Here is a 25,719-nt window from a genome sequence, read left to right as displayed (position 1 = left end):
CACCAATCAAGAACAAATTGATTCCTATGTTATGATTCGATGTAAAATCATTTTGTTAGAATTACTCAGTATTTAAATGGGGCGTTGGTCTTGGTAAAGCAAAAACTAAAAATTGGAATCGTCGTGGGTGAAGTTTCTGGAGATACTCTAGGTGTTAAACTCATGCGCAGTTTTCGCGAGCAAGGGATCGAGGCTGAGTTTGAGGGAATTGGTGGCCCTCAAATGATTGCAGAAGGTTTTCATAGCTATTATCCGATGGAAATTCTATCGGTTATGGGAATAGTAGAGGTTCTCAAAGATTTAAAAAAATTATTTGCGGTGAGGGATGGGTTAGTTGAGCGATGGACTGAACATCCAGTTGATATTTTTATTGGTATTGATGCGCCTGATTTTAACTTACGTCTGTCTAAGACCATCAAAGAAAAGAATTTGCCAATTAAAACAGTGCAATATGTGAGCCCTTCAGTTTGGGCTTGGCGACAAGGCCGTGTTCATGGCATTAAGAAGACGATTGACCTCGTATTATGTTTATTCCCATTTGAAAAAACATTTTATGAAAATCATGGCGTGCCAGCGGCATTTGTTGGTCATCCATTAGCAAAACAATTACCACTCAAGAATCCAAATGTTGAGGCTAAACAACAGTTGGGATTGCCTGTTCATAAAACACATGTTGCATTGTTACCAGGCAGTCGTAGAGGTGAGATCGAGCGATTATTGCCATTGCTGACTGGCGCTGCTGAAATTTTGCATCGAAAGTACCCTGATCTTGAGTTTCTCATTCCTGCCATTAATGATGCAAGAAAAGAGCAAATTGAGCAGGGTATTCAAAGCTTAGATATCACGGTAAAAGACAAAATTTATGTATTAGAAAATACCGATTCAGAGTCAAAAGTGGGTCGTATGGTCATGAATGCAAGTGATATTGTGGCGCTTGCCTCTGGTACGGCGACTTTGGAGGCAATGTTGTTGCATCGTCCGATGGTGACATTCTATAAATTGAACTGGTTAACTTATATTATTGCGAAGTTCTTAGTGAAGATTCCGTACTACTCTTTACCGAATATCATTGCGGGTAAAAAAGTCATCGAGGAGTTGATCCAAGCGGATGCTACGCCACAACACTTGGCGATAGAAATAGAAAAGTTGATGGATCATGAAACAGCACATATTCAAATGATGCAGCATTTGAGTATGCATAAACAACTGATCTCAGGGAATACTGAAGATCCAGTACATGCCATTTTGAATTGTTTATCATCGTAATAGAAAAAGGTGGCACTTGAGCCACCTTTTTTGTTTAAGCACGCAGGATCAGTTCATAACCTGTGTATTTACGGATATTGATGACACCTATATCCAGTAATAAGTATTGACCTTTAATCCCTTGCAGAACACCTCGGATTTTAGGCGTTTTATCCAAGTTGAGGGATTTAATCTTTTCAGGATATTGTTCTACTGGATAAATGAACTCTCGCGGAGTTTCATTTTCGAGAAACTCAAGACCTTCATTGAATTCAAGGTTTTGGCTGAACTCATCACGAATACTTTGAATTTTTGGAGCAAACTCTTCAATAATTTGATCACGTTGTTCAACGAGGTTTAAAGGTTCAGCTTCACCTTTTAGTAATTTACGCCAATCCGTTTTATCGGCGATTTGTGTACCAAACATAGTTTCTAAATGACCAGATAAGCGGCGAGAGCCGACTTTTAAAATTGGCAATGCTTGCGTAGCACCTTGATCTAGCCAGCGAGTTGGCATATTTACGATACGGGTGATACCAATTTTTAAAGCGCTTGAATTGGCTAAATAAACAATATGCGGTTGGAAACAGACATCATGTGCGAACTGATCTTCGCGGCAAGTCCCTAAATGATAATGGCAAGTTTCAGGCTTCATAATACATAGGTCACATTCAGCCTTTGTTTTAAAACATTTAAAACAATGTCCTTGTGAATAGGACTTCGGTGTTTTTGCGCCACATGAGGTACAATAAATATTCCCCGTCCATTCGATCTCAATTTCTTGACCTAAAACAAAAGGTAGGTCAGTTTCTGAACGATCTAATATAAATTTATATTCAACATTTGCCTTGCTTGTTGATTGATCAGTTACACTATGCGTTTTGAGCGCTGCATGCATTTTGTGACAAATGCCTTGTAGTTCCATTAATAAACTCTCATCTTTTTCAATCAAGGGTTGCAGTTATGGCTGAACAGAATGTCATCACTTCTATGCTAGACGATTTATCTCAAGAACAGCCCATTCATACTGCACTTTGTATAGGTCAGCAGATTGACCAGAATGCTTCAATTCAATGGCATCATTTTAACGTAACTGACTTTTTAAGTCTGCCATTTACGCAGCGTTATGATTTAGGTTTTGTATTATTTGATACAGATGAAATGCAAAGTATCAATGACACGCAAAAAGCACAGTTACTGGTGAAATTGCGTGATTTGATGGCAAAGCGAATTGTTGTTGTCAGTAAATTAAGCGATGAAAAGCTACTTCGTTCACTTGGGTTTACGCAGTTAATTGATAAAACAGCACATGACAGTGATTTTGCACTGTGGCAATTCAATATTTTGACCTATAAGCATGTACCTGACTGGTTTAACTCTAAGTTTTGGGCAAACCCTGAAAACTGGGATAAATTCCGCTGGTAGGCGATTAAACGCTTTTAAATTTATCCAGATAGAAGTTGCGCTAGATTGTTGCAAGTTCTTGCAAAATTTAACAATTCATCTTTGTTATGGCCGTATAAAGCAGCGTATTCTTTTGGAATAAATAATTCCAATAGGAACATATGGGTCATGACAGATTTAACAAATATTGTTGAAATTTTAGCAAAGCAAGCTTTAGGCGGTCAGCAATCTAATCAGGGTGGTGGTTTAGGTGGAATTTTAGGTTCTGTTCTCGGTCAAATGGGTGGTCAGCAAAATACTCAAAATCAACAAGGTGGATTAGGCGGGATACTTGGCTCTGTGTTGGGTCAATTAGGTGGTGGAAGTTCTTCTACACAAACTAATGCAACAAGTGGAAATACGGCTCAAACATTATTAATTGCTGTTTTACCTTTGGTTCTGGCGTGGATTCAAAAGCAAGGCGGTCTGCAAGGAGCGCTAGATAAACTAAAAAATGCAGGCTTAGCCAATCAAGTGCAAAGTTGGGTAGATCCACAGCAACAGAATGCACAGGATGTTCCAACACAAAATATTCAAAGCCTATTTGACGATCAAGATGTTGAGCAAGTTGCTCAACAAGCACAAGCCCCTAAGCAAGCAATTTATGGTGCAATTGCTTCAGTTCTTCCACAAGTTATTGATTCTTTGACGCCGCAAGGTAGCAATACCAGCCAACAAGAAGCAAATAATGATATTCAAAATGTTTTGAATATGGTGAGTGGCTTCTTAAAATAATTTTTTTACTTCTGAATTTAGTTGTTTTTAAAAATAGAAATGAAAATAAAAGGGCATTTGCCCTTTTATTTTTTGGTTTTAGCCTATAACTTCAAATTAGAAGTTATATTCCATACCTAAACCGATAACAGTCTTAGTATCGTTTTTAGCTAACCAATCACGTTTTTGTTGACCAACAACACCGTAGAAACGTGCTTGTTTGTTGATTTGGTAGTCAGCACCAACACCATACATATCTTGTTTACGATCATCACGACCATTTGATTCAGTTGTAGCAGAGATATATTCAGCTTTTAACTTGATTGGTGTAGAAGGGATCTTATAAGCAGCAGTTACGCCATAAGCATCTTCTTGTAAACCTTTATAAGAAGTTACAGTCGTACCATCTGTAGTTGATACTGTATCGTCAGTTGGTTGAGCAGTTTGCCATAAAGCACCGAATACTAAACCATCAACACCAGCTGGAGTTAAGTCTAAAGAACCTGTTACACGTACTGCATCAGTATAGATACCAGATAGGCTGTAAGCATTGTATTTAGAAGCTACACCGAAGTTTCCAGCAACTGCTGCTGCTAAACCGATGTCTTTATTTTCGTATGTAAGAGATGTTGAAACGCCATCACCGAAACCATCACGGCTGCCTTCTTTACCTTTAGATGCGCTATCAGCAGCAGAAGATTCTTCACCTTGTTGGAACATGATGTTGAACGCTAAGCCACCTAATAATTTTTTATCAGTCTCAAAACCAATAACGTTGTTCAAACGATCCTCACCAACTAGAACAGCTGTCATATCAAGTTCGTTGTGATCGTTGAAGATATCTTGGTTGCTACCAGCAGCTGTTTTGAAATATGAATCAAAACGACCAACTTTTAATGTTGCAATACCATCAGATTTAATACCGATGTAACGGTTACGCATACCAAGATCAGTACCGTCACCATCAGTATTTACTTGCCATTCAGCTAAGTAAACAGCTGATAATTTGTCAGTTAATTTTTCTTCGCCCTTAACACCGATACGTGAAGCATTTGAATTTACTTTTGTTACGCTTTCATCTTTAAAGCCGTTGTTGTCAATATTGTCCAAAGTCACACTGAGCTTACCATACAATGTTGGTGCTGCTTGCGCTGCATTCATGGCTAAAGTTGCTACAGTAGCAGCAAGAAGCAATTTTTTCATTGAGATTTCTCCAAAACACTTTTTTGTAAATGGCATATGCCTTAGTTACTGTTATAAGCTTGCTTATGTACAAAAAGTTACACAGCTCACTGACTTGTATGCAGTATCGGCAAACTTTGTTACAACGAAGTGAAGGAAAAATGACAGTTTTATTACGATTTATATTTGGTAATAATTTGATTAATTATTGATTTATTTACCATTAAATAAAAAGCGAGGTAAGAACCTCGCATTATATCAGTGAAATATTAAAGTGCTGCTTTAATCTTTTCTGCTAACACTTTAATCTTTTCTTGATCACCCATTTGTGCCGCATGCCGGCCTAATTCATGTACTGAACTTGGAATCAGATGGAAATGTACATGTGGAACTGTTTGACCTGCTGCTGTTCCTGAGAGTTGCATAAGAACAATACCTTTTGCATCAAGGCCTGTCTCAATCGCTTTCGCAATCTTTTGAACGATCTGAATGGTATAGGCTGCTGCATCGGCAGGTAAGTCCAGTAAGCTAATCGCTGGGGTTTTTGGAATAACTAAAGCATGACCATCTGCTTGTGGCATGATATCCATAAATGCAAGCACCTGATCATCTTCATAAATTTTGATTGCAGGTAATTCACCACGAAGGATTCTTGCGAAAATATTTTGGTCATCGTACGCCATGATTAGTCCTTTAATAGGGTATAAAACAATTTAGCTTTTCATTTAGAGATTAATTAAATGAAAAGCTAAGAGAAAAGATTATTTGCAGTTAAGTTCTTTCTGACGTTCTTTAATTTGATCAAGACGCTGTTGTTCTTTGTCAGAAAATTTTGGCTTTGTTGTATGGCAGTTTTCGTTGCCATATTTAGCTTTAGCGTCTGCGTCTTTGAAACAGAATCCTTTAGAAGCGTAGATTAAGTTGTAATCATCTTGCAACTTTTTACATTCTTGTTCTGGTGTAGCTGCTTGAAGATTAAATCCTGTGAGGGTAATTAATCCAGCACAAACTGCAACCGTAAACTTATTCATGAGGTGTTCCTCTAATCAAAAAGGTATAAACCAAAGCTTTATGACAGTATTTTCATATGGCGCTTGGTCGCTACGTATATACCAATATAAGGTTTCTTAATGAAATTTCAATGAAACTCTATAGTCAGTATGTAATTTTAGTACGGAATTTCCTTTTGAATTAAATTATAAATGTATTGTTTTTAATATCTTAAGTGATATCTCCTGATATTACGGTATATTGATTTATTCGCATTGAGTCACTTCTACCATCTTTGTTGTAGGTGTTTGAATAGGTACTTTTCTTGGAATAAGATCAAATTGATGTATAGCGAAAGGGCCGTAAGGTCCCATTCTCACATGTGAACAAGGTACTTGAGTGGGGATTATCTGGTAAGTAGTAACGACAACGGTTTGAGGTACTAATTTTTTGGAGCAACGCGGTGAGGCATCATGTCTTACAATTGTTCCTGTAGCACATGAATATATGTTTTGTGCTCGCTCAACTCCAGAAGGATAGCCATTTGCTATAAAATGACCCTCAGCTAAATTTTTTAAAGTTTGGAATTGCAGGTCGGTAAATTGTCCATATCGGCTTAATTGTTTTGCTGCCCAGCAGTCAGCCTCTAGTTCTTGTTTGCGTGTTCCTCCATGATAGCGCTCCATTTCTCCTAATCTTGAGGTATGTCCTAACTTATGATGTGCACATTCATGGGCAAGTGTAAAAATTCGAGAGCTTGTTAGGTTAGCTAATGCTGTAGGATCAATGTGAATAATTGGTCGGCCATAGCTGTCTTTTTCAGCTGTGGCAATTTGTGGGTTTTGCCCCGTAAAGATTGGTAAGCCACAAAAACTATCATATCCAATAAATACATATTGCTTTGCATACAAATTTTGAAATGCAAAAGGCATTAAAATTAGAGTGAAAAGAAGCAAAAGATTTACTTTCTTCATAATGTTGATCTAGCTAATTGTTTTCATTGTAATTAATTCTACTAACTTATTAGATATTCAATAAGGTTGATTATCGGAAAGTTTGAGTAAGTAGGAAAATGAATAGAATATGTTTAAAAATTTGTATTAAGCGTAATGAATATGAACTAAAAGCATGTGCAATATTCTGTTTGAGTATTGCACTTGTGCTAATTAAAAGTTTATCTAAATCAAAAGAATCTAAAGCATATGCAGCTTTATTTAAGCGTGATTTTACTCCACGATTCATACATTTTCACTGCTGCTGAGAAGTCACTATTTGGCTCTGAAGTTAGATTCGCAGCTTGAATTAAACTTTGTGTTAGAGAAAGAATCGGGGCAGGAAGCTTAGCATCATGCACCAAATCTAAAGCAATACCTGTATCTTTAGCCAATAATGGTAGAGCAAAGGTTACTGGAAATTCACGGCTGAGTACGCGTTGTGGAAAAATGGTCTCCGTGACCATACTTTTACCACTAGACGCATTTATACAATTCAATGCTGCATCAAGGTTAACGCCGTGTGCTTTTAATGTACTAAAGCCTTCTGCAACAGACCATAAGTTAACCGCAAGCAGCATATTATTGATCGCTTTAACTGCAAATCCAGCACCAGACTCGCCAACATGCTGAATGAGTTTACCAACAGCCGCCATCGCAGGATAAGCACGTTCAAATGCTTGTACATCGCCACCGACCATGACAGTAAGTGTTGCATTCTCTGCACCAATGGTTTGACCACTCACAGGCGCATCTAAGAAGTCCACACCTTGAGATTTTAGCTTTTCTGTCAAGCGTCGAGCTGAGTCAGGTACACCGCTCGTACAGTCAATCCAAATCGAACCTGCTTTCAACTGTACAGTACTGATTAACGCTTCAACATCATCGCTTGTTGGTAGACACGAGAAAATGATGTCAGCCTGTACTGCTTGTGCAAGTTCGACAGCAGTTGTTCCATATTCCGTTGCATGTTGTTCTGCTTTACTAAAGTTTCGATTCCAAACAAAAACCTTTTCGAAATACTTTGGTAAATGAGCTGCCATGCGATAGCCCATAGCGCCTAAACCGATAAATGCAACAGATTGAGTCATAGTTTACCTTTTTATTGGAGTTGATCGTTCTGCTAACCAGTCAGTCAGTGTTGGCCAGAACTCGATTGAACTTTTTTGACTAGACATTAAACCTAAGTGCCCGCCAGGTATAAGAGTAAACGTGACATCTCGGCTACTTGTCAACTGAGTTAATGGAAATGCAGCATCTGCTGTAACCATTTGATCACCTTTACCTGCACCGACAAATAACGAACAATCAATATTTTTTAGCTCAATGGTTTTATTCTTTAAGGTGATAGCGCCGTTTTTCAGCGGGTTTTGCATCCAGACATTAAATAGCATGTCTTGATTAATACCCCCAGGATAATCAATCATATTGTTTAAGAAATGACTGAGTGTTGCGTCTTCTTGTACTAATTTTAAATTATCTAAATTCTTTAAAAGTTGAATGTTGCCATCCAGCCATCCTTTAGGGTCTAGTAATTTAAATCCTAATGAGTTTAAGAAACCTGGGGAATGAATCATCAACTTTGGTAAGCGATTATAAATATAATCTTTAACAGTTGGATTGCGAGAGGTAACGTAGGCAAGCGTTTTGTATAGCTTGCCAATATAGCCAGACGCATAGCTATCAATCGGGCTGCCCAGAACAATCAGGTTTTTAACAGCATTGGGTTGATGACGAGCCGTATATAAAGTCACAAAGATGCCTGCCATACTCCAGCCGTGTAGAGATATTTTTTGTGATTTCGAATGTTGTTGAATGGCTTCTATACAGCGTGGAATAAATTTATCAATAAAAGACAGAAAGTTAATTTGATAATTTTTGTAGGTCAACTTGCCCCAATCAATAAGATAAACGTCATAACCACTTTCTTGGAAGTGTTTAACTAGAGAACGATACGGATATAAGTCGTAGATATCCATATTGATTGCAAGCGGTGCTACGAAAACCAAAGGCTCTTTATAGCGTTTATTCTCAGAAGCATAAAAACGAACACGAGTTTGTTTAAACTGAGCAATCACTTGGTATGGTGTTGATTGTGACAATACGAGTTTGTCCGATTCAAAAACACGCATCGCGAGATGTTTAAAATTTATTTTTTGCTGTTCCACAAGCGATTTCATCTTTAATAGTCTCATCATGAGTCAAGATTGCACGAAGTCTAAGCGATAATTATATCTTATGCCTTGACCTTAAATACCTTAGGCGCTCAAAATGTTGGCATATTCGACCACGATGATCATAAGGCATACAAAACGATGAATCCAAGCGATGATTTAGAATATCAGCTAGATACTCTTGCAATTCGTACGGGCCATGACCGTACTTTTGAGGGTGAGCATAGTGAACCAATTTTTTTAACATCATCTTTTGTTTGTGAAAGTGCTGCTGATGCTGCTGCTAAGTTTTCTGGACAAGTTGCTGGTAATACTTACTCTCGCTATACCAACCCTACAGTTCAGGCTTTTGAAAAGCGCCTAGCGGTATTGGATGGGGCGGAACGTGCGGTTGCAACCAGTTCTGGTATGGCGGCTGTGCATGCAATGTGCATGGCTTACTTAAAAGCTGGCGATCATGTGATCTGTTCTCGTGCTGTGTTTGGTTCAATCATCGCTTTATTTGAAAAATACGTTGCTAAGTTTGCTGTAGAAGTCACTTTCGTTGATTTAGATGATCTTGATGGCTGGAAAAATGCGATCCGCCCAAATACGCGCATTCTTTTTATTGAAACACCATCAAATCCTTTGGCTCAAGTAGGTGATATGCAAGCGATTGCGGATATTGCTCACGCACATGGCGCTTTATTTGCTGTAGATAACTGTTTCTGTACACCTGCTTTACAGCAACCGATTAAATTTGGTGCTGATTTGGTATTGTACTCTGCGACTAAATATATTGATGGTCAAGGTCGTGCCTTAGGTGGTGCCGTTGTTGGTAAACATGATTTACTTGAAGAAGTGAATGGCGTTATCCGTACTTTGGGTAATTCAATGAGCCCATTCAATGCTTGGATTTTCTTGAAAGGCTTAGAAACTCTCAGCCTACGTATGAAAGCGCATTGTGAAAGTGCTCAAAAGCTTGCAGAATGGCTTGCTCAGCATGAAAAAGTTGAGAAAGTATATTACGCTGGCTTACCAAATCATCCAGGACATGAACTTGCTAAAAAACAGCAGAAAGGTTTCGGTGGTGTTGTATCCTTCGTGGTAAAGAATGCGCGTGAAGGTGCTTGGACAGTGATTGATAATACTCGTTTCTTGTCAATCACAAGTAATTTGGGTGATGTGAAGTCAACGATTACTCATCCAGCAACAACCTCGCATGGTAGAATGTCCGCAGAAGCCAAGCAAGCAGCAGGAATCGAAGAAGGATTGATTCGTGTGTCTGTTGGTTTAGAAGATATTAATGATATTATTCGCGACTTATCACGCGGTCTAGATTTAGTTTAACGAGAGAGACTTATGAATATTAATATGCTCATGCAGCAAGCTCAGCGCATGCAAAAAGATATGGAATCAAACCTTAAAAAAGCCAAAGAAGAGCTTGCGAATACAGAAGTTCATGCTGAAGCTGGCGGTGGTTTGGTTAAAGTCACCATGACTTGCCGTAATGTCGTTAAGCGTATTGAAATTAGCCCAGACTTATTACAAGACGAAGCGGACATGATTGAAGATTTGATTGCAGCGGCGATGAATGATGCTGCACGTCAAGCTGAAGCAATTTCTGAAGAGAAGTTACAAGGTGCAAACTCTGGTATGGGCTTACCACCAGGCTTATCTGGTTTATTCTAATTCATCATTTTTTAATTTTTAAATCCCCCTAAATCCCTCTTGAATCAAGAGGGATTTACGACTGAGGGGAGAATTTACCGAGTAATCTAATTGTGTTTAGTGAACGATTTGAACAATTAGTTCAAGCATTACGTATTTTACCGAGTGTTGGCCCAAAATCAGCACAGCGTATGGCTTTGCATTTACTGATGAAAAATCGTGAAGGTGCTTTTGCTTTGTCACATGCTTTGCATGAAGCATCGAGTCATATCCATGAGTGCCGTATTTGTCATTCTCTAACTGAGAATGAGATTTGTGATATCTGTGCTTCTGTTGAGCGTGATGAACAATTACTTTGTGTGGTTGAATCTCCAGCAGATGTTATGGCAATCGAGCAAAGTGGTAGTTTTCGTGGAAAATATCATGTGTTAGGTGGGCATTTATCACCTTTAGATGGTATTGGTCCTGAAGAAATTGGTATTCCATATTTAATTCAGCGTCTAAGCGAAGGAACGATTGAAGAAGTCATTCTTGCAACAAATGCGACTGTTGAAGGTCAAGCGACTGCACATTATTTGGTTGAAGCAACTAAGCATTTACCGATTCATATGACTCGAATTGCACAAGGTGTACCACAAGGTGGTGAATTGGAATATGTGGACAGCCATACCTTGAGTCAGGCGGTTCATAACCGCATGCGTATGAAATAATACTTTTGTCGGATATTTTTATTTATTTACATTAAATTCATGCTGTTAATTTAAACAAATAATTAAATTTTACATTTTGTCTTACATTATCGTAGATATATTTACTTTAAAATATGGCACTATTGGCGAGCGAAAAGGACTTTCGCTTTTGTTAAATGGATTTAGGAGTACTTTTATGTTTTGCATGTGGAATACTGATTAAATTTTTTTGCATTTGATCTTGTGTTAAGCAATAACTGCAATTCTACAGTTCTATTGCGAGTAGTTCTTTTATTTTTTACTTGAGCAAATATGTTTCAGTTTATCCAGCAGCAAAAAGATTTAGCTGTTCTCCTCACTCAGATGGAACAATGTTCCACATATGCACTTGATACTGAGTTTATTAAGGTGGATACCCTTTACCCAAAATTAGGGGTATGTCAGATTAATTTGAATGGTCAGGTTGTATTGTTAGATGGAACATCTTTAGACCTCGAGCATTTCTGGCAAAAATTATTTGCTGCTCAACAAAATATTTTCCATGCATGTGGCGAAGATATTGATTTGATTTATCATTATGCAGATCAAAAGCCGCTCAAAAATGTATTTGATACTCAAGTTGCCATGGCATTTCTTGGGCATGGTTTACAGGTAAGTTATCAGAATGCACTTAAAACATATTTAAATATAGATATTGAAAAAGATCAAACGCGTTCAGATTGGCTAGCTCGCCCATTGAGCCAAGAGCAAATGAGTTATGCCGCGAATGATGTTTTATATTTGGTAAAACTTGCTGATGCCGTTAAAAATGATCTGCAAACAAAAGGTTTATATCAGTATGTGTTGGAAGATTGCCAAAATTTAACTAAAGATATCGCGATGGAAACACCACTTCCTGAGCTATATACAGATATTGGAAATTACCGCCACTCTCGCCGTGAGTTAATGCAGTTACAACAACTGAGTATCTGGCGTGAACAAATTACCAAAGCATTAAATCAACCACGTAGTTTTATTCTTAGAAATTCAACTATGATTGATTTGGTTGAAAAGAACCCTCGCAATAACTTCCAACTTGCTCAAGTGAAAGATATTCGCCCGAATGTTGTGCGTGAGCATGGTAAAATGATTCTAGATCTACTCAAGTTTTTACCCCCTGAAGCTGAGTGGCCATTAAGAATAGCGCGTCCAGTGAAAAGCAATTCAAAAGAAATTGCTCCTAAAATTGATGCATTGATAGAGCAGATAGTTGCTCAAACATCTATTCCTAAAGAAGTGTTGCTACGTAAGAAGTGGTTGAATGCAATTTATGAACACGTTGTGTTTCATTTAGATGAGCAAGACCTACCACCTTATTTACTGGGCTGGCGATACGATATTTTAACCAAACCAATGATCGAATTACTTCAGCAAGACATTGATTATCTAGCTACGCAAATGAAGGTTTCTAGGTAGTATAAAAAAGAGCTAATTAACTAGCTCTTTTTTTTTGCTTTAATAATCAGCATCATTGGGCGCCTTAGCTCATTTTGCCAACCCATTTGCTCAATCATTTCTTTTGGTGGTGTTGGTTCAATGAGTGCAGTGATCTCAAATCCCGCTTTTAATAATCCGATGATATGCGTCTCAATGGTTCTGTGATATTTCACGACATCAGCACCGAGGAAGTGAGTATTTCGCTGACCTTCTTCGAAGTAATGATCTACTGGCCAATGTAAAGCGGCGCTTTCAGCATCATAGAACCAATCTTGTTGAGCACGTGCTGTAAATATAGGATGCTCAACCGAGTAGTAAAACTCTCCTAATGGCTTCAATAGATCGGCAGCTTTTTGAAATACCGCATCGATATCTTGAATATAATGAAGTGCTAATGAGCTGATAATTGTATCAAATGATGCTGTATCTGCTTGGAATGTTTCAATTGCTGTTTGCTGGTAGGTGACACGATCTGATGTAGTGATTCGTTTAGCTTTTTCTAGCATCTTTGCAGAGAGATCTATACCAATCACGGATAAGGCACCTTGTTCTGCCGCATATTGACAATGCCAACCGTAACCACAGCCTAAATCAAGCACACGCTTATCTTTCAAATTAGGCATATGTGTTTGAAATGTGCTCCATTCGCCAGCCGCTTTTAAACCTTCTACAGAACGGGGCATTTTTGCATATTCAGTGAAGAAGTTTGGATCGTCGTATTTATTTTGCTGCATATCAGAGATTCAAATTAAAATCGCTTGATAATTATCACATTTGTCATAAAAGAGCGTTGTATGCTTTTGTTTTCACTTTATAGGCTACGTTTTCTCTATAGAGGAGAAAAAGGCGACTAAAGCGTTAACAATCCTTAATGTATCCATTTTTATTTTGATGTATGCTGTCTTTGATTGTTAATAGATGTGAGTAAACATGCACTGCGATATTTATAGATCGAGCAAAAAAGATGAAATGTATATGTATATTGCTCGTCCAAACTATCCTGATGACAAAGAACAGGAAAACCCATTTGAAATTATTCCTGAGACTGTCTTAACCGCATTTGGTAAAGCGACTTTTGTCATGCATTTGGAACTCCACACAGAACGTAAGCTTGCTCGTGTAAATGTCCTACATGTTTTGGACTCTTTACAAACGAAAGGCTTTTTCATTCAAATGCCGCCTGAAGGATTAATTAATCCAAATGCGGTTGAACCAGAGGGTCTGCGTGGTGCTTGAGACACTAACAGCTATATGGTCGCATATTCTTTCAGTACTGGATCAGTTTCCTGAAGAAAATGTTGCGATCATTGTTTATGTGACAGGAACACTCATCGCATTGTGGTGCTGGTATCGTTTGATGACACGTCTTCCAAATCCTATTGGTGGGGTTTTATGGATTATTGTGTTTGCGATTTTAGTTACCCCAACGGTTTCTGAAGGTCCAAATTCAGAGTTGGCTCCTGCGATTTTTGGATTGCTGTTTGGCGTGTTAACCAAAGAACAGTCACTTATTTGGGCAAATGCATCATTGATTCTATTTGTAATCGGTGTTGGGTTGCTCATTGGTTTCTGTTGGTCAAAATACACGATCAATAAAACTGCAAGTACAGTTTAGATACAAAGTTAAATATAGAAAAATAAGGTTTTTAAATGTCTGCTGATACACAACACTTCACTGGTACAGATCAATATATTGCTACCGATAGCCTAAAACTCGCAGTCAAAGCTGCGCGTGCTCTACAGAAACCACTCTTGGTTAAAGGAGAGCCAGGCACAGGTAAAACTTTGCTTGCTGAGCAAGTTGCGACAAGTCTTGGTTTAAAGCTCATTACTTGGCATATCAAGTCAACGACTAAGGCGCAGCAAGGTTTATATGAGTACGATGCTGTTTCACGCTTACGTGATAGTCAGTTAGGTGATGATCGTGTCTACGACATTAAAAACTATATTAAACCGGGTAAATTGTGGGAAGCATTTACCAGTGAAGAACGCTGTGTCTTGTTGATTGATGAAATCGACAAAGCTGATATTGAGTTCCCAAATGACTTACTGCATGAACTCGACAAAATGTCATTTTATGTTTACGAGACAGGTGAAACAATTACAGCGACACAGCGCCCAATTGTGATCATCACATCGAATAATGAAAAAGAACTTCCAGATGCATTCTTGCGCCGTTGTTTCTTCCATTATATTGAGTTCCCTGATGAAGCAACGATGCGTGACATCATTGCTGTACATTTTCCAAGTATTTCAAATACCTTGGTCAGTGAAGCATTACAAGTCTTCTTTAAGTTACGTGAAATTCCTAATCTAAAAAAACCACCATCAACGTCTGAATTGATTGATTGGTTAAGTTTGTTGATGGCTGATGATATGCCTGAAGATGTATTACGTAATCACGATAAATCTAAGGCAATTCCACCACTTTATGGTGCGCTCATTAAAAATGAACAAGATGTACAATTGCTTGAACGTTTAGCATTTATGTCACGCCGTTAAGAGTGTTTGCCAATGTTTGTGCGATTGTTTTACACCTTACGCAAATATGGTGTACCTGTAACAACTCGGGAACTCATTGATCTCAATCAGGCAGTTGCTTCAGGTCTTGTATTTGCTGATCAGGAAGAATTCTATCAATTGGCTAAAACAGTTTTAGTCAAAGATGAACGCTTCTTTGATAAGTTTGACCGTGCTATGAAAGATTACTTTGATGGCATCGATACTTTTGATTTAGACGAATTGCTGAAACAAGTTCATAAGTTACCAAAAGACTGGTTTGATCTTGAATTACTCGAGAAACATCTAACACCTGAACAACGTGCCGAACTACAAAAAGCAGGTTCGCTTGAAGAACTGATGAAAATGTTGGAAGAGCGTTTACGCGAACAACATAAAAAACATCAGGGTGGCAATCGCATGATTGGTACAGGTGGAACATCACCTTTTGGTGCTTTTGGTGATCATCCTGAAGGTGTGCGAATTGGTGGGCCGGGCCGTAAACGTTCAGCTGTAAAAGTATGGGAACAACGTAAATACCAAAATCTTGATGATGATCAAGTGTTAGGTACACGTCAGATGCAAATTGCATTGCGTCGTTTGCGTAAGTTTGCACGTCAGGGCGCAGCAGAAGAGTTAGATGTAGACGGTACGATTCGTGAAACTGCTAAACAAGGCATCTTAGATGTACAGCTCGTGCCTGAACGTCGTAACCGTATCAAAATTTTAATGTTGTTTGATGTGGGCGGTTCGATGGATGCCTATATTGCTGAGTGTGAAAAACTATTCAGTGCGGCAAAGTCGGAGTTTAAAACCTTAGAATATTTCTACTTCCATAACTGTCTGTATGATTATGTGTGGAAGGATAACCATCGCCGTAGTTCAACCCGTATGAATACTTGGGATTTGTTCCATACTTATGGACGTGATTATCGGGTTATCGTAGTTGGCGATGCCAGTATGGCTCCCTATGAATTAAAGTCTGCGGGTGGCTCAGTTGAATATATGAATGAAGAATCTGGGGAAGTATGGTTGAGACGTTTGCGTCAGCATTTTGATAAAACAGCATGGCTTAATCCTGAGATGGAAGGCTATTGGCATTACACGCAAACGATTCAATGGATTAAAGAAACTTTTGAAGATCATATGTATCCGATGACTTTAAAAGGCATTGAGGATATGACGCGATACTTATCTCGCTAAAATTTATATTAATACTTTATAAAAACAGGAATTGGAATGGAACATCATATTAACGGGATAGCTTTACCAAATGAAGCGGGCTTTTTTGGCGAGTTCGGCGGTCAATTTATTCCACCTCATTTAAAAGAGGCGATGGACGAGATCAATACAGCTTATGAAGAAATTCGTCATACAGCTGAATTTCAAAATGAGTTAAATGATCTGTTCAAAAATTATGTAGGACGCCCAAGTCCATTATTCCATGCAAAACGCTTATCTGAACAACTTGGTGGCGCGCAAATTTATTTAAAGCGTGAAGACCTGAATCATACAGGCGCACATAAAATTAACCACTGTCTTGGTGAAGCTTTACTTGCTAAATATATGGGTAAAAGCAAAGTCATAGCAGAAACAGGTGCTGGTCAACATGGTGTCGCGTTGGCAACGGCTTGTGCATTGGTTGGTATCCCATGTGAGATTCATATGGGGCAAGTCGATATTGAAAAAGAACATCCAAATGTCGTGAAAATGAAAATTTTGGGTGCTAAGCTTGTTTCAGTCACACAAGGAACTGCAACACTAAAAGATGCGGTAGATAGTGCTTTCGAAGAATATTTAAAAGATCCGAAAAACTATATTTATGCAATCGGTTCTGTGGTTGGACCACATCCATTTCCAAAAATGGTTCGTGATTTCCAATCAATTATTGGTAATGAAATTAAAACTCAGGCAAATGAACGTTTTGGTCAACATCCTGATTATGTAGTGGCTTGTGTTGGTGGTGGTTCAAATGCAATTGGCGCTTTTACGGCCTTTTTGAATACGCCAGAAGTAAAACTGGTAGGTGTTGAACCTGCTGGACATGGTTTGGATACAGATAAACACTCCGCAACGCTAACTTTAGGTAAACCCGGTCAGATCCATGGTATGGCTTGTTACGTGCTTGAAGATGAAAAAGGTGAACCACTGCCTGTGCATTCAATTGCTTCGGGATTGGATTATCCCGGTGTTGGGCCACAGCATAGTTATCTTAAAGAACTTGGTCGTGTACAGTATGAAACAGCGACTGACCAAGAATGTTTAGATGCATTTATGACACTTTCTCGTGTTGAAGGGATTGTTCCTGCTTTAGAAAGTTCACATGCAGTTGCTTGGGCTTTACGTGAAGCGCCAAAGTTAGATAAAAATATCAAGATCGTAGTCAATTTATCTGGGCGTGGCGATAAAGACTCAGATTATGTTGCTGAAAAATTAGGCTTGTAAGTCTAATATTCCACGATATTAACTCGAAAACCGCCTTAATCATCGGCGGTTTTTTTACTGTTAAATAAGGCTGAATCCCGTTAGAATAAAGCGTTTTTGCAATTCGCATTTTGGAGACGCCTAAGTGGAGCGACCTACAATCAGCCCTGAACATTTACAAGAAGCGGCTGAAAACCTAGTCAGCATTCGAGATTTCATCCGTTTCGGTGTGACAGCACTTCGCCAATACGATGCACACTTAGGTCAAGGTACAGAAGATTATTTTGCAGAAAGTTCGGCGCTTGTCTTGCAAACGCTTTCACTTGAGTGGAACGCTGATGCTGAAATCTTAGATGCGAAGCTTTTACCAAGTGAAAAAGCCGAATTCCTCAGCTTATTAGAACGCCGTATCAATGAGCGTGTTCCAACGTCTTATTTATTAAACCTTGCTTATTTCTTTAGTAAGCCATTTTATGTGGATGAGCGTGTGCTTATTCCGCGTTCTCCAATAGCAGAATTGATTGAACAACGTTTTGCACCATATTGCTTAGATGAAAATGGTCAAATGTTGGAAGCCTTAAATAGCTTACCAGAAAACCAAAATCCTAAAACACCTCAACGTATTCTTGATATGTGTACGGGTTCGGGCTGTATCGCAATTGCGCTTGCTTATGCTTATCCAGATGCAGAAGTGGATGCGACTGATATTTCAAAAGAAGCATTGGAAGTTGCTTCAATCAATGCAGAACATCATGATAAACAATATCAAGTCGCATTACTTGAATCTGATTTATTCTCAAAAATTCCAGCTGAAAATCAATATGACTTAATCGTTAGCAATCCACCGTATGTGGATGCTGAAGATATGGCTGATTTACCAGAAGAGTTCTTACATGAGCCTGAGCTCGCACTTGCAGCAGGTCAAGATGGTTTGGACTTAGTTCGCAAAATGTTAGCTCAAGCAGCCGATTATTTAACTGAAGATGGTCTGATTGTAATTGAAGTGGGTAATTCTGAATGGGCAATGCGTCAGAACTTCAATACAGTTGACTTCCATTGGTTAACTTTCCAGAAAGGTGGTTCAGGTATTTTTGCATTAACTGCTGAACAATGCCGCCGTTATAAAGAAATATTTCAGCAATCAGTTCAAAATTAAGTAAGGGGCTAAAATATGGCAGGGAATAGTATTGGGCAACTCTTTCGAGTAACAACATGTGGTGAATCACATGGTGTTGGTTTGATGGCAATTGTCGATGGTGTGCCGCCGGGTCTTGAACTTTGTGAAGAAGATTTGCAAAAAGATTTAGATCGCCGTAAACCGGGTACATCAAAGTTTGCGACACAACGTAAAGAGCCTGATCAAGTCGAAATTATCTCAGGTGTTTTTGAAGGTAAAACGACAGGTACATCGATTGGTTTATTGATACGTAATACAGATCAAAAATCTAAAGATTATGGCAATATTGCTCAAACTTTCCGTCCAGGCCATGCAGACTATACTTATACGCATAAATACGGTTTCCGTGATTATCGTGGTGGTGGTCGTTCTAGTGCGCGTGAAACTGCAATGCGTGTTGCAGCAGGTGCGATTGCTAAGAAATATTTAGCTGAAAAGTTTGGTATTGATATTCGCGGACATGTCACACAAATCGGTAATGAAGTCGCAGAGAAATTAGATTGGACAGAAGTGCCGAATAATCCATTTTTCTGTGGTGATGTGGATGCGGTTCCTCGCTTTGAGCAACTCGTCACTTCTTTGCGTGAGCAAGGTACAAGTTGTGGTGCAAAATTAGAAATTATTGCTGAAAAAGTACCTGTAGGCTGGGGTGAACCAGTCTTTGATCGTTTAGATGCAGACATTGCACATGCCATGATGAGCATTAACGCCGTAAAAGGTGTTGAGATTGGTGATGGTTTTGCTGTTGCTGGTCAGTTTGGTCATGAAACGCGCGATGAACTCACCACAGATGGTTTTCTTGCGAATCATGCTGGTGGAATCCTTGGTGGAATCTCAAGTGGACAAACAATTCGTGTTGCGATTGCATTAAAGCCAACGGCAAGTATTACCACACCGGGCAAGACGATTACAATCGACCGTGAAAATACTGATGTACTCACCAAAGGTCGTCATGATCCGTGTGTGGGGGTGCGAGCAACACCAATTGCTGAGGCGATGTTAGCAATTGTTCTGATGGATCATTTTATGAGAAATCGTGCACAAAATGCTGACGTATTGTCACCATTTAAACCAATCGAGCCTTAATATAATAGACCCATTGGTAAAATATTATCAGTGGGTCTTTTTAATGATAAATTAATTTAAATAAAAAAATTATTAAATATTTTTAAATAATAATTAAAATATTATAGTGCCTCAGAAATGACATTATCTGAAGTTGCAATATGGTATTGATTTCGACCATTACTTTTCGCGATGTATAATGCATGATCTGCCTGTGATACAAACTCCGAAAGACTATCATTTAAATGTGGAGTCATCGTAGCTACGCCAACGCTGATCGTAACATGCTTGGATACACTGCTTTTCGGGTGGTTAATCGCAATCGTTCGGACAAGTTCCATTAAACGTTGAACTTGGATAATTGCTTGTTCTTTATCTGTCATGGAGAACAGTAACAAAAACTCTTCACCGCCATAACGCGCAGCAAGATCACCACTTCTTGATGCGATTGAGCCGAGCAGGATTGCAATTCTGCGAAGGCATTGATCGCCTTGAATATGTCCTAACGTATCGTTGTAAAGTTTAAAAAAGTCGATATCAATCATCATGATCGTAATTGGAACTTCATGGCGAATGGCACGTTTCCATTCATTTTCAAGCACTTCATCCAAATAGCGACGATTTGCTAACCCAGTTAATGCATCTTGTTGAGATAGGATTGAAAGCTGTTGAGCTTGACGCATTAATTCTAGACGGTTTAATTCAAGCATGCAGTTTTGTAGATAATTTTCTCGATGTTGACGATCTGTGGCATAGGCCAGTGCCATGCCGAGAAAACTACTAAATGTATAAGTTCTGTTCAAGAAAGTCCAATCAATAGAACCACTTAGTGCTGTACTTGCAATCACACCAATCAAACCACCACACCAACCCGCGATAATCGCAGTATAGAATCTCATTCCAACAAAGCCGTAAATGATGACAACTGCATACATCATAGCTGCATGGAATAGAACATTGTTCTGACCTTGCTCTAAAACGTTAATTAGGGTGAACGTAATGGCTACTGCACCCATAGATCCTAAACCCACATAATGGTCAAACCATTTATTGAGTTTTGGAACAAAGGCGAGGACCCATGCGATCGAAATAATGACCCCAACCCAACCATAAAAGGCAACCCAAGTCAGTCGGAGGTCTTCTGGTAAAACTTGATAGGTACCAAAGCTAAGATATAAATATAAACCTAAGATAATTGGCGCACGATAGCGAAACTCATGTGCAGCTTCATTTCTGTACTGATCTCGATAAATTACTTCTAATTCTTTAGGAAACCAAACTAAATTTAGCCCGCGAGAAATTAGTAAGTCGATTTGTTCTTGTCCCAATATATTGGAAGCTTTCAACTTCATCTTATCTCTCACCACTCCCAATGTTTTTATAAATGTAAAATAGGGATTACTTTTTACTACGTTACACCCAATTAAATAAAATGTGTATTAGATAATAAAAAATATTTATTTACTACCCAAATCAACTTTTTATTATTAGAAATTTATATACTTTTCGAATATATACCTAGACTTTACATCTAAATAATATAATTATTCAACCTGATAAAGGTGAATCGAATAAAAACTGTTACAAATTAAATAACATTGTTTGTATATTTGCTGTATTAGGATACAATTTATAAAAAAGCAACAATCATGGAACGTGATTGAATTAAGTCATACGAAATAGGATGCATCGCAATGACTGCTATGAATCAATATGGAACAAAACTAGAAATTACGACTCATTCAGAATGGTCCCAGCGTTTTTGGGATGATCTTGTGCCAGCTAAAGAACGGGTTAGTAAACACCCTCTATTCTTAGACATGGCAAATGGTACTTTAAGCCTTGAGTGTTTCCGTTCAGCACTTTTAAATTTTTATCCTTTGGTCGCTCATTTTCCGTCGTATATGGCTGGGGCTTTAGCAAAAGCGACAGCATTTTCGTTAGATGGCGTAACTGAGACTAGAGATTGGCTCATTCAAAATATTAAAGTGGAAGAGCGTCACTTGAACTGGTATCAGGATTGGGCTGGGGGATTCGGTTTAACAGTCGAAATGCTGAATGAAGTAAGACCTCCAGCAGCCATGAATGCAGTAAATCACTTTCTATGGGATATGAATTTTCGTGGCACTTTAGCGGAAAGTATCGCAGCTACAAATCTCGCAATTGAATGGGCGACAGGTGACTGGACAATTCAAGTATATAAAGGTATACAGACATATACAGAGCACCCTGAAGTCAATATTAATAAAAGATCTTTAGCTTGGTTACGAGCTCATGCACATTATGATGATTTACATCCATATGAAGCGATGGAACTTATCAAAAGATTGTGTGACAAAGATCCTGTATTGCAGAAAAAAGCATTTAGAGCAGCTCAAGATGGTCTGGCATATTATGAATTGGCTTTGGATGAGTGCTATAAACTACAGCATAAGAATTAAAAGAATTTAAGGATAAAACTGTCGCATAGTTGGGGGCTATGTGACAGTTTTTTTATACTTACTCATCAAGGCAATGGTCGCATTTTTTCATCAAAATTTTCTATTAAAGGAAATGTTAATGGTTCTAAGTTCTGTAGATCATTTAAATAGGCTTCGAAATTTATAAGTATATTTTGTCGATTTTCATTTGAAATGTAAGGAACATGGTAAGCAATAAAGGGTGGTAGTACCTCAAAACCAGCGTAGGCAAGTGTTCCGCGTTGAATGGGAGATAGATATTCTGCAATTGAACCATGTATCGCATTTTCGCCAAACATATAATCGCGTCCACCTAAAGTGAAACATAGCATCGCTTTCTTACCAGCCATACCACCATGATTGTAAAAACGTTTTCCACCATAAAACAGACCAGAAACAAAAACACGATCAATCCAGCCTTTTAGGATAGCAGGTACAGATGTCCAATAAAGTGGAAAACTAAAGATGAGTAGGTCGGCACGTTTAATTTTTTCGATTTCAACTTGAATATCTGGTGCTAGGGAATTTTGCTTGTAAGCATGTCTTTGTTCTAAGGCATAGTTAAAATATTCAGGTTGGTTAAGGTTTGCAAAGTCATTCTGTGAGGCGATTGGATTAAAGTTCATCGCATATAAGTCTGAAACTTCAACTGTATGGCCTTGTTCTTCAAATACATGCTGAGCTTTATCTTTTAATGCAGTAGTGAAGGATTTTGATTCAGGATGAGCATGAACAATAAGAATATTCATAGATAGAATACCGTCGTAATTAATTTATTTGACTCCTAATACTATGCCGTAGTCGTAAAAACTGGCATAGTTCATGAACCGCCAGTTTTTACCATTTTATGCCAATTAAAATTCCAAGGAAGAAAAATGTCTGCTAAATTGCCTGGTACTTATGTCAATCTGTTAGTTGATGCGTTAAGGGCCAGAAATCTTTCAGTAGAGCAATTATTGAGTGACTTCGATATTGAAATGAAAGATATAGAAGCCCCATTTTGGTATGTAAATCTAAATGTTTTCAATGAATTAATTGATAGTTCGATCATTTTCACTGAGGATCAGTTGCTGATTATTCATATGGCGAAGTCTATGAAAGCTTCTTGCTATGGTCATGTTGGGGTTGCGGCTGTAGCTGCTGAAAATTTGTTGCAAGCAATCAAAATACTTGAAAAATTTATAGGACTACATTGCTCGGTATTCAAGCCTGTTTTAAAAATCAAAGAGAACAAAGCCTACATTTATTTTGATCAATCATTCATTTCAGAAAATCTAAGTAACAATGGATTATTATTTTCCATTTTAGGATTTGCCAGTTTAATTAAAGATTTGCTTAAAACTGATATTAAAATTCAAGCCAATTTCACACAGGTTGATGTATTTTACTCTAGTAATATCAATCAATTGTTAGGTTTTGAGTCTCACTTTAGTCAAGAAAGTAATTGCTTGATATTCGATAAAGCATTTTTAACCAATCAGTTGCCAACAGCAGATGAAATGGTTTTTAGGTTGCTAAAGGAACAATGTGAGCGTGATGTAAAACGACAAATCATAAAAAAAGAGAAGCTAAACAGCACGAAAATTTTAGTTAAAGAATTACTTCACGGTTCTCAAGATTATAGTGTTAGTTTGAACCAAGTAGCTCTAGAACTAAAAACATCTGTTAGGAGTTTGCAGCGTCAGCTTGCATCTGAAGAAACCTCATTTCAGATTGTGTTAGCTGAGGCTCGTAGAGAGTACGCTGAGAAATTGTTAAAAAGTACAAGGTTATCTATCCAAGAAATATCTAATATTTTAGGTTATGCAGATATTTCTCATTTCACAAGAGCATTTAAGAAGTGGGTAGGTTTAACACCTACAATCTATAGAAAAGCATAAGCTTTAATTTTGATTCAGTTAAATTTTCTCTGTTAAAAGAACAGATTAGCCCTTTATTTTGAATGCTATCTGTTCTGAAAATTAGACAAAACGCTTTTTTCTTAAACTTATAATGCCTTCAGCTACGAGTGCACAAACCGCTAACCAAATTCCGATATAAGTCGGCCATTCTGCTGGCTTGATTGTTTCGCCAAGCAAGATAGAAACCATCAATAATAATACTGGCTCAACATATACTAGAAGACCAAAAAGGCTAAGATTGAGATGAGGAGCCGAAAGAGATTGGAATCCTAAAGCTAGTGCACTGATGAGTCCTAGACCTAAAACCAGCCAAAGCGTGTCAAAAATAGAGCCTAATTCACCTAAAAAAACTCCACCTTGTAATATGAAAAAGAGACTGATTGGCAGGCTGAACACCATATCAAACCAAACGCCACCAATATTATTGGTATTGGTCTTTTGCCTTAACCAAAAGTAAACTGGATAGCCTAAGCAAATGAGTAAAGTTGGCCATGTTAATGTTTTTGATATAACCAGCATATTAATAATGCTAAGTATTGCAAAAATGCAGGATAATTTTTGTAAACGTGACATTTTGTCTTTAAATGCTATACGACCCAAAATCACCATAGTAATTGGCATGATAAAATAGCCTAAGGAAACATCAAGCCCATAGCCATTGCAAGGTGCCCACATAAATAACCAAAGCTGTATTCCAATCAAAAAAGACGATAAAAAACGAGTTAAAAAGAAGTAGCGTTCGTTGTATAGGCGTTTGTAAATAGTAATGACTTGCGACCAATTTCCTTGAACAATAATGAAAAGTGTCAGACATGGTAATGTGAGTAATATACGCCAACCGTAGATTTCATTTCCTTGTAATGAATGGAGTAGGGTGGTATATGCAAACATTAATGCAAATAATAAAGAGGCAATTACATTAAATGTTATGCCAAGAACTGTATTTGATTGAGTATGCATAGATATGTACTAATTGAATTATTTAAACGATATTTTATTTCAGTTTTATTGATAATTAGGCTCTAATTTCTTAAGATAAATGAGAAAATTTCTCATGGTGCTGAGTAATATGGTTTTAGATAAATTCGATTATTCATTGCTGAAACTGCTTCAAAAGGATTGCTTGATTCCATTACGTGAATTAGCAGAAGCTGTGCATTTATCAACGGCTTCGGTACAACGGCGTATTCAAAAGTTGCGTGAAAACAGTTATATCGTTGGAAATGTTGCCGTACTTGATCCAGATCAACTTAATCAAGTGATCACAGTTATCGTCGAAGTTAGGCTTAATAAAACGCATAATACAGATCTTGATGTAATTAAAGAAAGTTTTTCTAGTTCGGAGATACAACAATGTTATTACGTCACTGGTGAAGCAGACTTTATGCTTGTTTTATTAGTACCAAGTATGAAGCGCTTTCAGGAGGTTTGTGATGAATTATTTCACAATAATTCTAATGTCGAATGGTTTAAGACAACGGTTGTATTGGATCGGGTAAAAGTATCTTTAGATGTTCCTAATATAAACTCTGAAAGTTAATAAAGAACAAAGATTTGGTCATAAGCTAGCTACAGTGTTGTGTAGGCTACAGTCTCAAATATTCTATTTAACATAATATACATTATACGAAGTAATGTA

The 25,719-nt window shown here is 37.9% G+C and carries 28 protein-coding genes; 17 read left to right on the top strand and 11 right to left on the bottom strand.

The genetic code is table 11. The features are described 5' to 3' along the window. Positions 1-90 precede the first annotated feature (90 nt). Positions 91-1,266: a lipid-A-disaccharide synthase gene (lpxB, locus tag IO68_RS26250; RefSeq protein ID WP_023013482.1), complete on the top strand. Its 1,176-nt coding sequence runs from the start codon at positions 91-93 to the stop codon at positions 1,264-1,266. 34 nt (positions 1,267-1,300) lie between these two features. On the opposite strand, the gene IO68_RS26245 is transcribed toward lpxB, so the two are convergent. Beyond that, a complete protein-coding gene (locus IO68_RS26245) occupies positions 1,301-2,170 on the bottom strand; it encodes a DUF2797 domain-containing protein (protein ID WP_004879431.1) in 870 nt (289 codons plus the stop codon). Positions 2,171-2,208: 38 nt separating this feature from the next. Here IO68_RS26245 and IO68_RS26240 point away from each other — a divergent pair, with 38 nt between their 5' ends. After that, positions 2,209-2,670 carry a DUF6231 family protein gene (locus IO68_RS26240; RefSeq protein WP_023013481.1) on the top strand — a complete coding sequence of 154 codons (462 nt, stop codon included), beginning with the start codon at positions 2,209-2,211 and terminating at the stop codon, positions 2,668-2,670. A gap of 147 nt (positions 2,671-2,817) precedes the next feature. Then, the gene (locus IO68_RS26235) at positions 2,818-3,423 is read left to right on the top strand and encodes a YidB family protein (protein ID WP_019384419.1); all 606 of its coding nucleotides are present in this window, start codon (positions 2,818-2,820) and stop codon (positions 3,421-3,423) included. Positions 3,424-3,519: 96 nt separating this feature from the next. Here the strand turns inward: IO68_RS26235 and IO68_RS26230 are convergent, their stop codons facing one another. The 6 genes from IO68_RS26230 to IO68_RS26200 all read right to left on the bottom strand — a co-directional run bounded on the left by IO68_RS26230 (position 3,520) and on the right by IO68_RS26200 (position 8,746). Further along, positions 3,520-4,605 carry a porin gene (locus IO68_RS26230; RefSeq protein ID WP_004879436.1) on the bottom strand — a complete coding sequence of 362 codons (1,086 nt, stop codon included), beginning with the start codon at positions 4,603-4,605 and terminating at the stop codon, positions 3,520-3,522. Between the two features lie 248 nt (positions 4,606-4,853). Then, positions 4,854-5,267, bottom strand: a complete 414-nt coding sequence (locus IO68_RS26225; protein ID WP_004879437.1) for an HIT family protein — start codon at positions 5,265-5,267, stop codon at positions 4,854-4,856. Between the two features lie 78 nt (positions 5,268-5,345). Then, the gene (locus IO68_RS26220; protein WP_004879438.1) at positions 5,346-5,615 is read right to left on the bottom strand and encodes a YARHG domain-containing protein; all 270 of its coding nucleotides are present in this window, start codon (positions 5,613-5,615) and stop codon (positions 5,346-5,348) included. 225 nt (positions 5,616-5,840) lie between these two features. Next, positions 5,841-6,548: a hypothetical protein gene (locus IO68_RS26215; RefSeq protein ID WP_023013480.1), complete on the bottom strand. Its 708-nt coding sequence runs from the start codon at positions 6,546-6,548 to the stop codon at positions 5,841-5,843. A 236-nt stretch (positions 6,549-6,784) separates the two neighbouring features. Beyond that, a complete protein-coding gene (locus IO68_RS26205) occupies positions 6,785-7,657 on the bottom strand; it encodes an NAD(P)-dependent oxidoreductase (protein ID WP_023013478.1) in 873 nt (290 codons plus the stop codon). Positions 7,658-7,660: 3 nt separating this feature from the next. Further along, positions 7,661-8,746: an alpha/beta fold hydrolase gene (locus IO68_RS26200; protein WP_007483294.1), complete on the bottom strand. Its 1,086-nt coding sequence runs from the start codon at positions 8,744-8,746 to the stop codon at positions 7,661-7,663. 135 nt (positions 8,747-8,881) lie between these two features. Here IO68_RS26200 and IO68_RS26195 point away from each other — a divergent pair, with 135 nt between their 5' ends. From IO68_RS26195 to IO68_RS26180, 4 genes are all read left to right on the top strand, one after another. Further along, on the top strand, positions 8,882-10,069 hold the full coding sequence (locus tag IO68_RS26195; RefSeq protein WP_004879445.1) for an O-succinylhomoserine sulfhydrylase: 1,188 nt from the start codon (positions 8,882-8,884) through the stop codon (positions 10,067-10,069). A gap of 12 nt (positions 10,070-10,081) precedes the next feature. Further along, positions 10,082-10,411 carry a YbaB/EbfC family nucleoid-associated protein gene (locus IO68_RS26190; RefSeq protein WP_004662103.1) on the top strand — a complete coding sequence of 110 codons (330 nt, stop codon included), beginning with the start codon at positions 10,082-10,084 and terminating at the stop codon, positions 10,409-10,411. Positions 10,412-10,503: 92 nt separating this feature from the next. Continuing rightward, the gene (recR, locus tag IO68_RS26185; protein ID WP_004879447.1) at positions 10,504-11,100 is read left to right on the top strand and encodes a recombination mediator RecR; all 597 of its coding nucleotides are present in this window, start codon (positions 10,504-10,506) and stop codon (positions 11,098-11,100) included. A gap of 291 nt (positions 11,101-11,391) precedes the next feature. Continuing rightward, the gene (locus IO68_RS26180) at positions 11,392-12,534 is read left to right on the top strand and encodes a ribonuclease D (protein ID WP_004879448.1); all 1,143 of its coding nucleotides are present in this window, start codon (positions 11,392-11,394) and stop codon (positions 12,532-12,534) included. A gap of 20 nt (positions 12,535-12,554) precedes the next feature. On the opposite strand, the gene IO68_RS26175 is transcribed toward IO68_RS26180, so the two are convergent. After that, the gene (locus IO68_RS26175) at positions 12,555-13,289 is read right to left on the bottom strand and encodes a class I SAM-dependent methyltransferase (RefSeq protein WP_023013477.1); all 735 of its coding nucleotides are present in this window, start codon (positions 13,287-13,289) and stop codon (positions 12,555-12,557) included. A 196-nt stretch (positions 13,290-13,485) separates the two neighbouring features. On the opposite strand from IO68_RS26175, the gene IO68_RS26170 reads away from it, so the two are divergent. The 7 genes from IO68_RS26170 (at position 13,486) to aroC (ending at position 19,741) form a co-directional block, all read left to right on the top strand. Then, entirely contained in the window at positions 13,486-13,791 is a 306-nt protein-coding gene (locus tag IO68_RS26170) for a YcgL domain-containing protein (RefSeq protein WP_004879455.1), read from the top strand. Continuing rightward, complete coding sequence (locus IO68_RS26165) at positions 13,784-14,170, top strand: hypothetical protein (protein ID WP_007483283.1); 387 nt, start codon at positions 13,784-13,786, stop codon at positions 14,168-14,170. Before IO68_RS26170 ends, IO68_RS26165 begins: the two co-directional genes overlap by 8 nt. A gap of 35 nt (positions 14,171-14,205) precedes the next feature. Next, a complete protein-coding gene (locus IO68_RS26160) occupies positions 14,206-15,057 on the top strand; it encodes an AAA family ATPase (protein WP_007483281.1) in 852 nt (283 codons plus the stop codon). 12 nt (positions 15,058-15,069) lie between these two features. Next, the gene (locus IO68_RS26155; RefSeq protein ID WP_007483280.1) at positions 15,070-16,257 is read left to right on the top strand and encodes a vWA domain-containing protein; all 1,188 of its coding nucleotides are present in this window, start codon (positions 15,070-15,072) and stop codon (positions 16,255-16,257) included. Between the two features lie 36 nt (positions 16,258-16,293). Further along, positions 16,294-17,499, top strand: coding sequence for a tryptophan synthase subunit beta (gene trpB / locus IO68_RS26150; RefSeq protein ID WP_019384427.1), 1,206 nt, complete (start codon positions 16,294-16,296; stop codon positions 17,497-17,499). A gap of 124 nt (positions 17,500-17,623) precedes the next feature. Continuing rightward, a complete protein-coding gene (prmB, locus tag IO68_RS26145) occupies positions 17,624-18,634 on the top strand; it encodes a 50S ribosomal protein L3 N(5)-glutamine methyltransferase (RefSeq protein ID WP_023013476.1) in 1,011 nt (336 codons plus the stop codon). 15 nt (positions 18,635-18,649) lie between these two features. After that, the gene (aroC, locus tag IO68_RS26140; protein ID WP_023013475.1) at positions 18,650-19,741 is read left to right on the top strand and encodes a chorismate synthase; all 1,092 of its coding nucleotides are present in this window, start codon (positions 18,650-18,652) and stop codon (positions 19,739-19,741) included. Between the two features lie 101 nt (positions 19,742-19,842). Here aroC and IO68_RS26135 read toward each other — a convergent pair whose 3' ends face one another. Next, the gene (locus IO68_RS26135; protein WP_004879465.1) at positions 19,843-21,072 is read right to left on the bottom strand and encodes a GGDEF domain-containing protein; all 1,230 of its coding nucleotides are present in this window, start codon (positions 21,070-21,072) and stop codon (positions 19,843-19,845) included. Between the two features lie 342 nt (positions 21,073-21,414). Here IO68_RS26135 and IO68_RS26130 point away from each other — a divergent pair, with 342 nt between their 5' ends. Beyond that, positions 21,415-22,161: a TenA family transcriptional regulator gene (locus IO68_RS26130; RefSeq protein ID WP_004879466.1), complete on the top strand. Its 747-nt coding sequence runs from the start codon at positions 21,415-21,417 to the stop codon at positions 22,159-22,161. Between the two features lie 65 nt (positions 22,162-22,226). Here the strand turns inward: IO68_RS26130 and IO68_RS26125 are convergent, their stop codons facing one another. Beyond that, positions 22,227-22,928 (bottom strand): NAD(P)H-dependent oxidoreductase, encoded by a 702-nt coding sequence (locus tag IO68_RS26125; RefSeq protein ID WP_023013474.1) that lies wholly within the window; start codon positions 22,926-22,928, stop codon positions 22,227-22,229. A gap of 126 nt (positions 22,929-23,054) precedes the next feature. Here IO68_RS26125 and IO68_RS26120 point away from each other — a divergent pair, with 126 nt between their 5' ends. Continuing rightward, on the top strand, positions 23,055-24,059 hold the full coding sequence (locus IO68_RS26120; RefSeq protein ID WP_023013473.1) for an AraC family transcriptional regulator: 1,005 nt from the start codon (positions 23,055-23,057) through the stop codon (positions 24,057-24,059). Positions 24,060-24,140: 81 nt separating this feature from the next. Here IO68_RS26120 and rarD read toward each other — a convergent pair whose 3' ends face one another. Continuing rightward, on the bottom strand, positions 24,141-25,040 hold the full coding sequence (gene rarD, locus IO68_RS26115) for an EamA family transporter RarD (RefSeq protein WP_023013472.1): 900 nt from the start codon (positions 25,038-25,040) through the stop codon (positions 24,141-24,143). Positions 25,041-25,149: 109 nt separating this feature from the next. Between rarD and IO68_RS26110 the strand changes: the two genes are divergently transcribed. Then, positions 25,150-25,620, top strand: a complete 471-nt coding sequence (locus tag IO68_RS26110) for an Lrp/AsnC family transcriptional regulator (RefSeq protein WP_026094107.1) — start codon at positions 25,150-25,152, stop codon at positions 25,618-25,620. Positions 25,621-25,719 lie beyond the last annotated feature (99 nt).

The organism is Acinetobacter sp. COS3 (assembly GCF_000475335.1).
GTDB lineage: Bacteria > Pseudomonadota > Gammaproteobacteria > Pseudomonadales > Moraxellaceae > Acinetobacter > Acinetobacter venetianus.
Note: the sequence above shows the minus strand (reverse complement) of the source record. Positions and strands in the feature narration are given on the sequence as shown.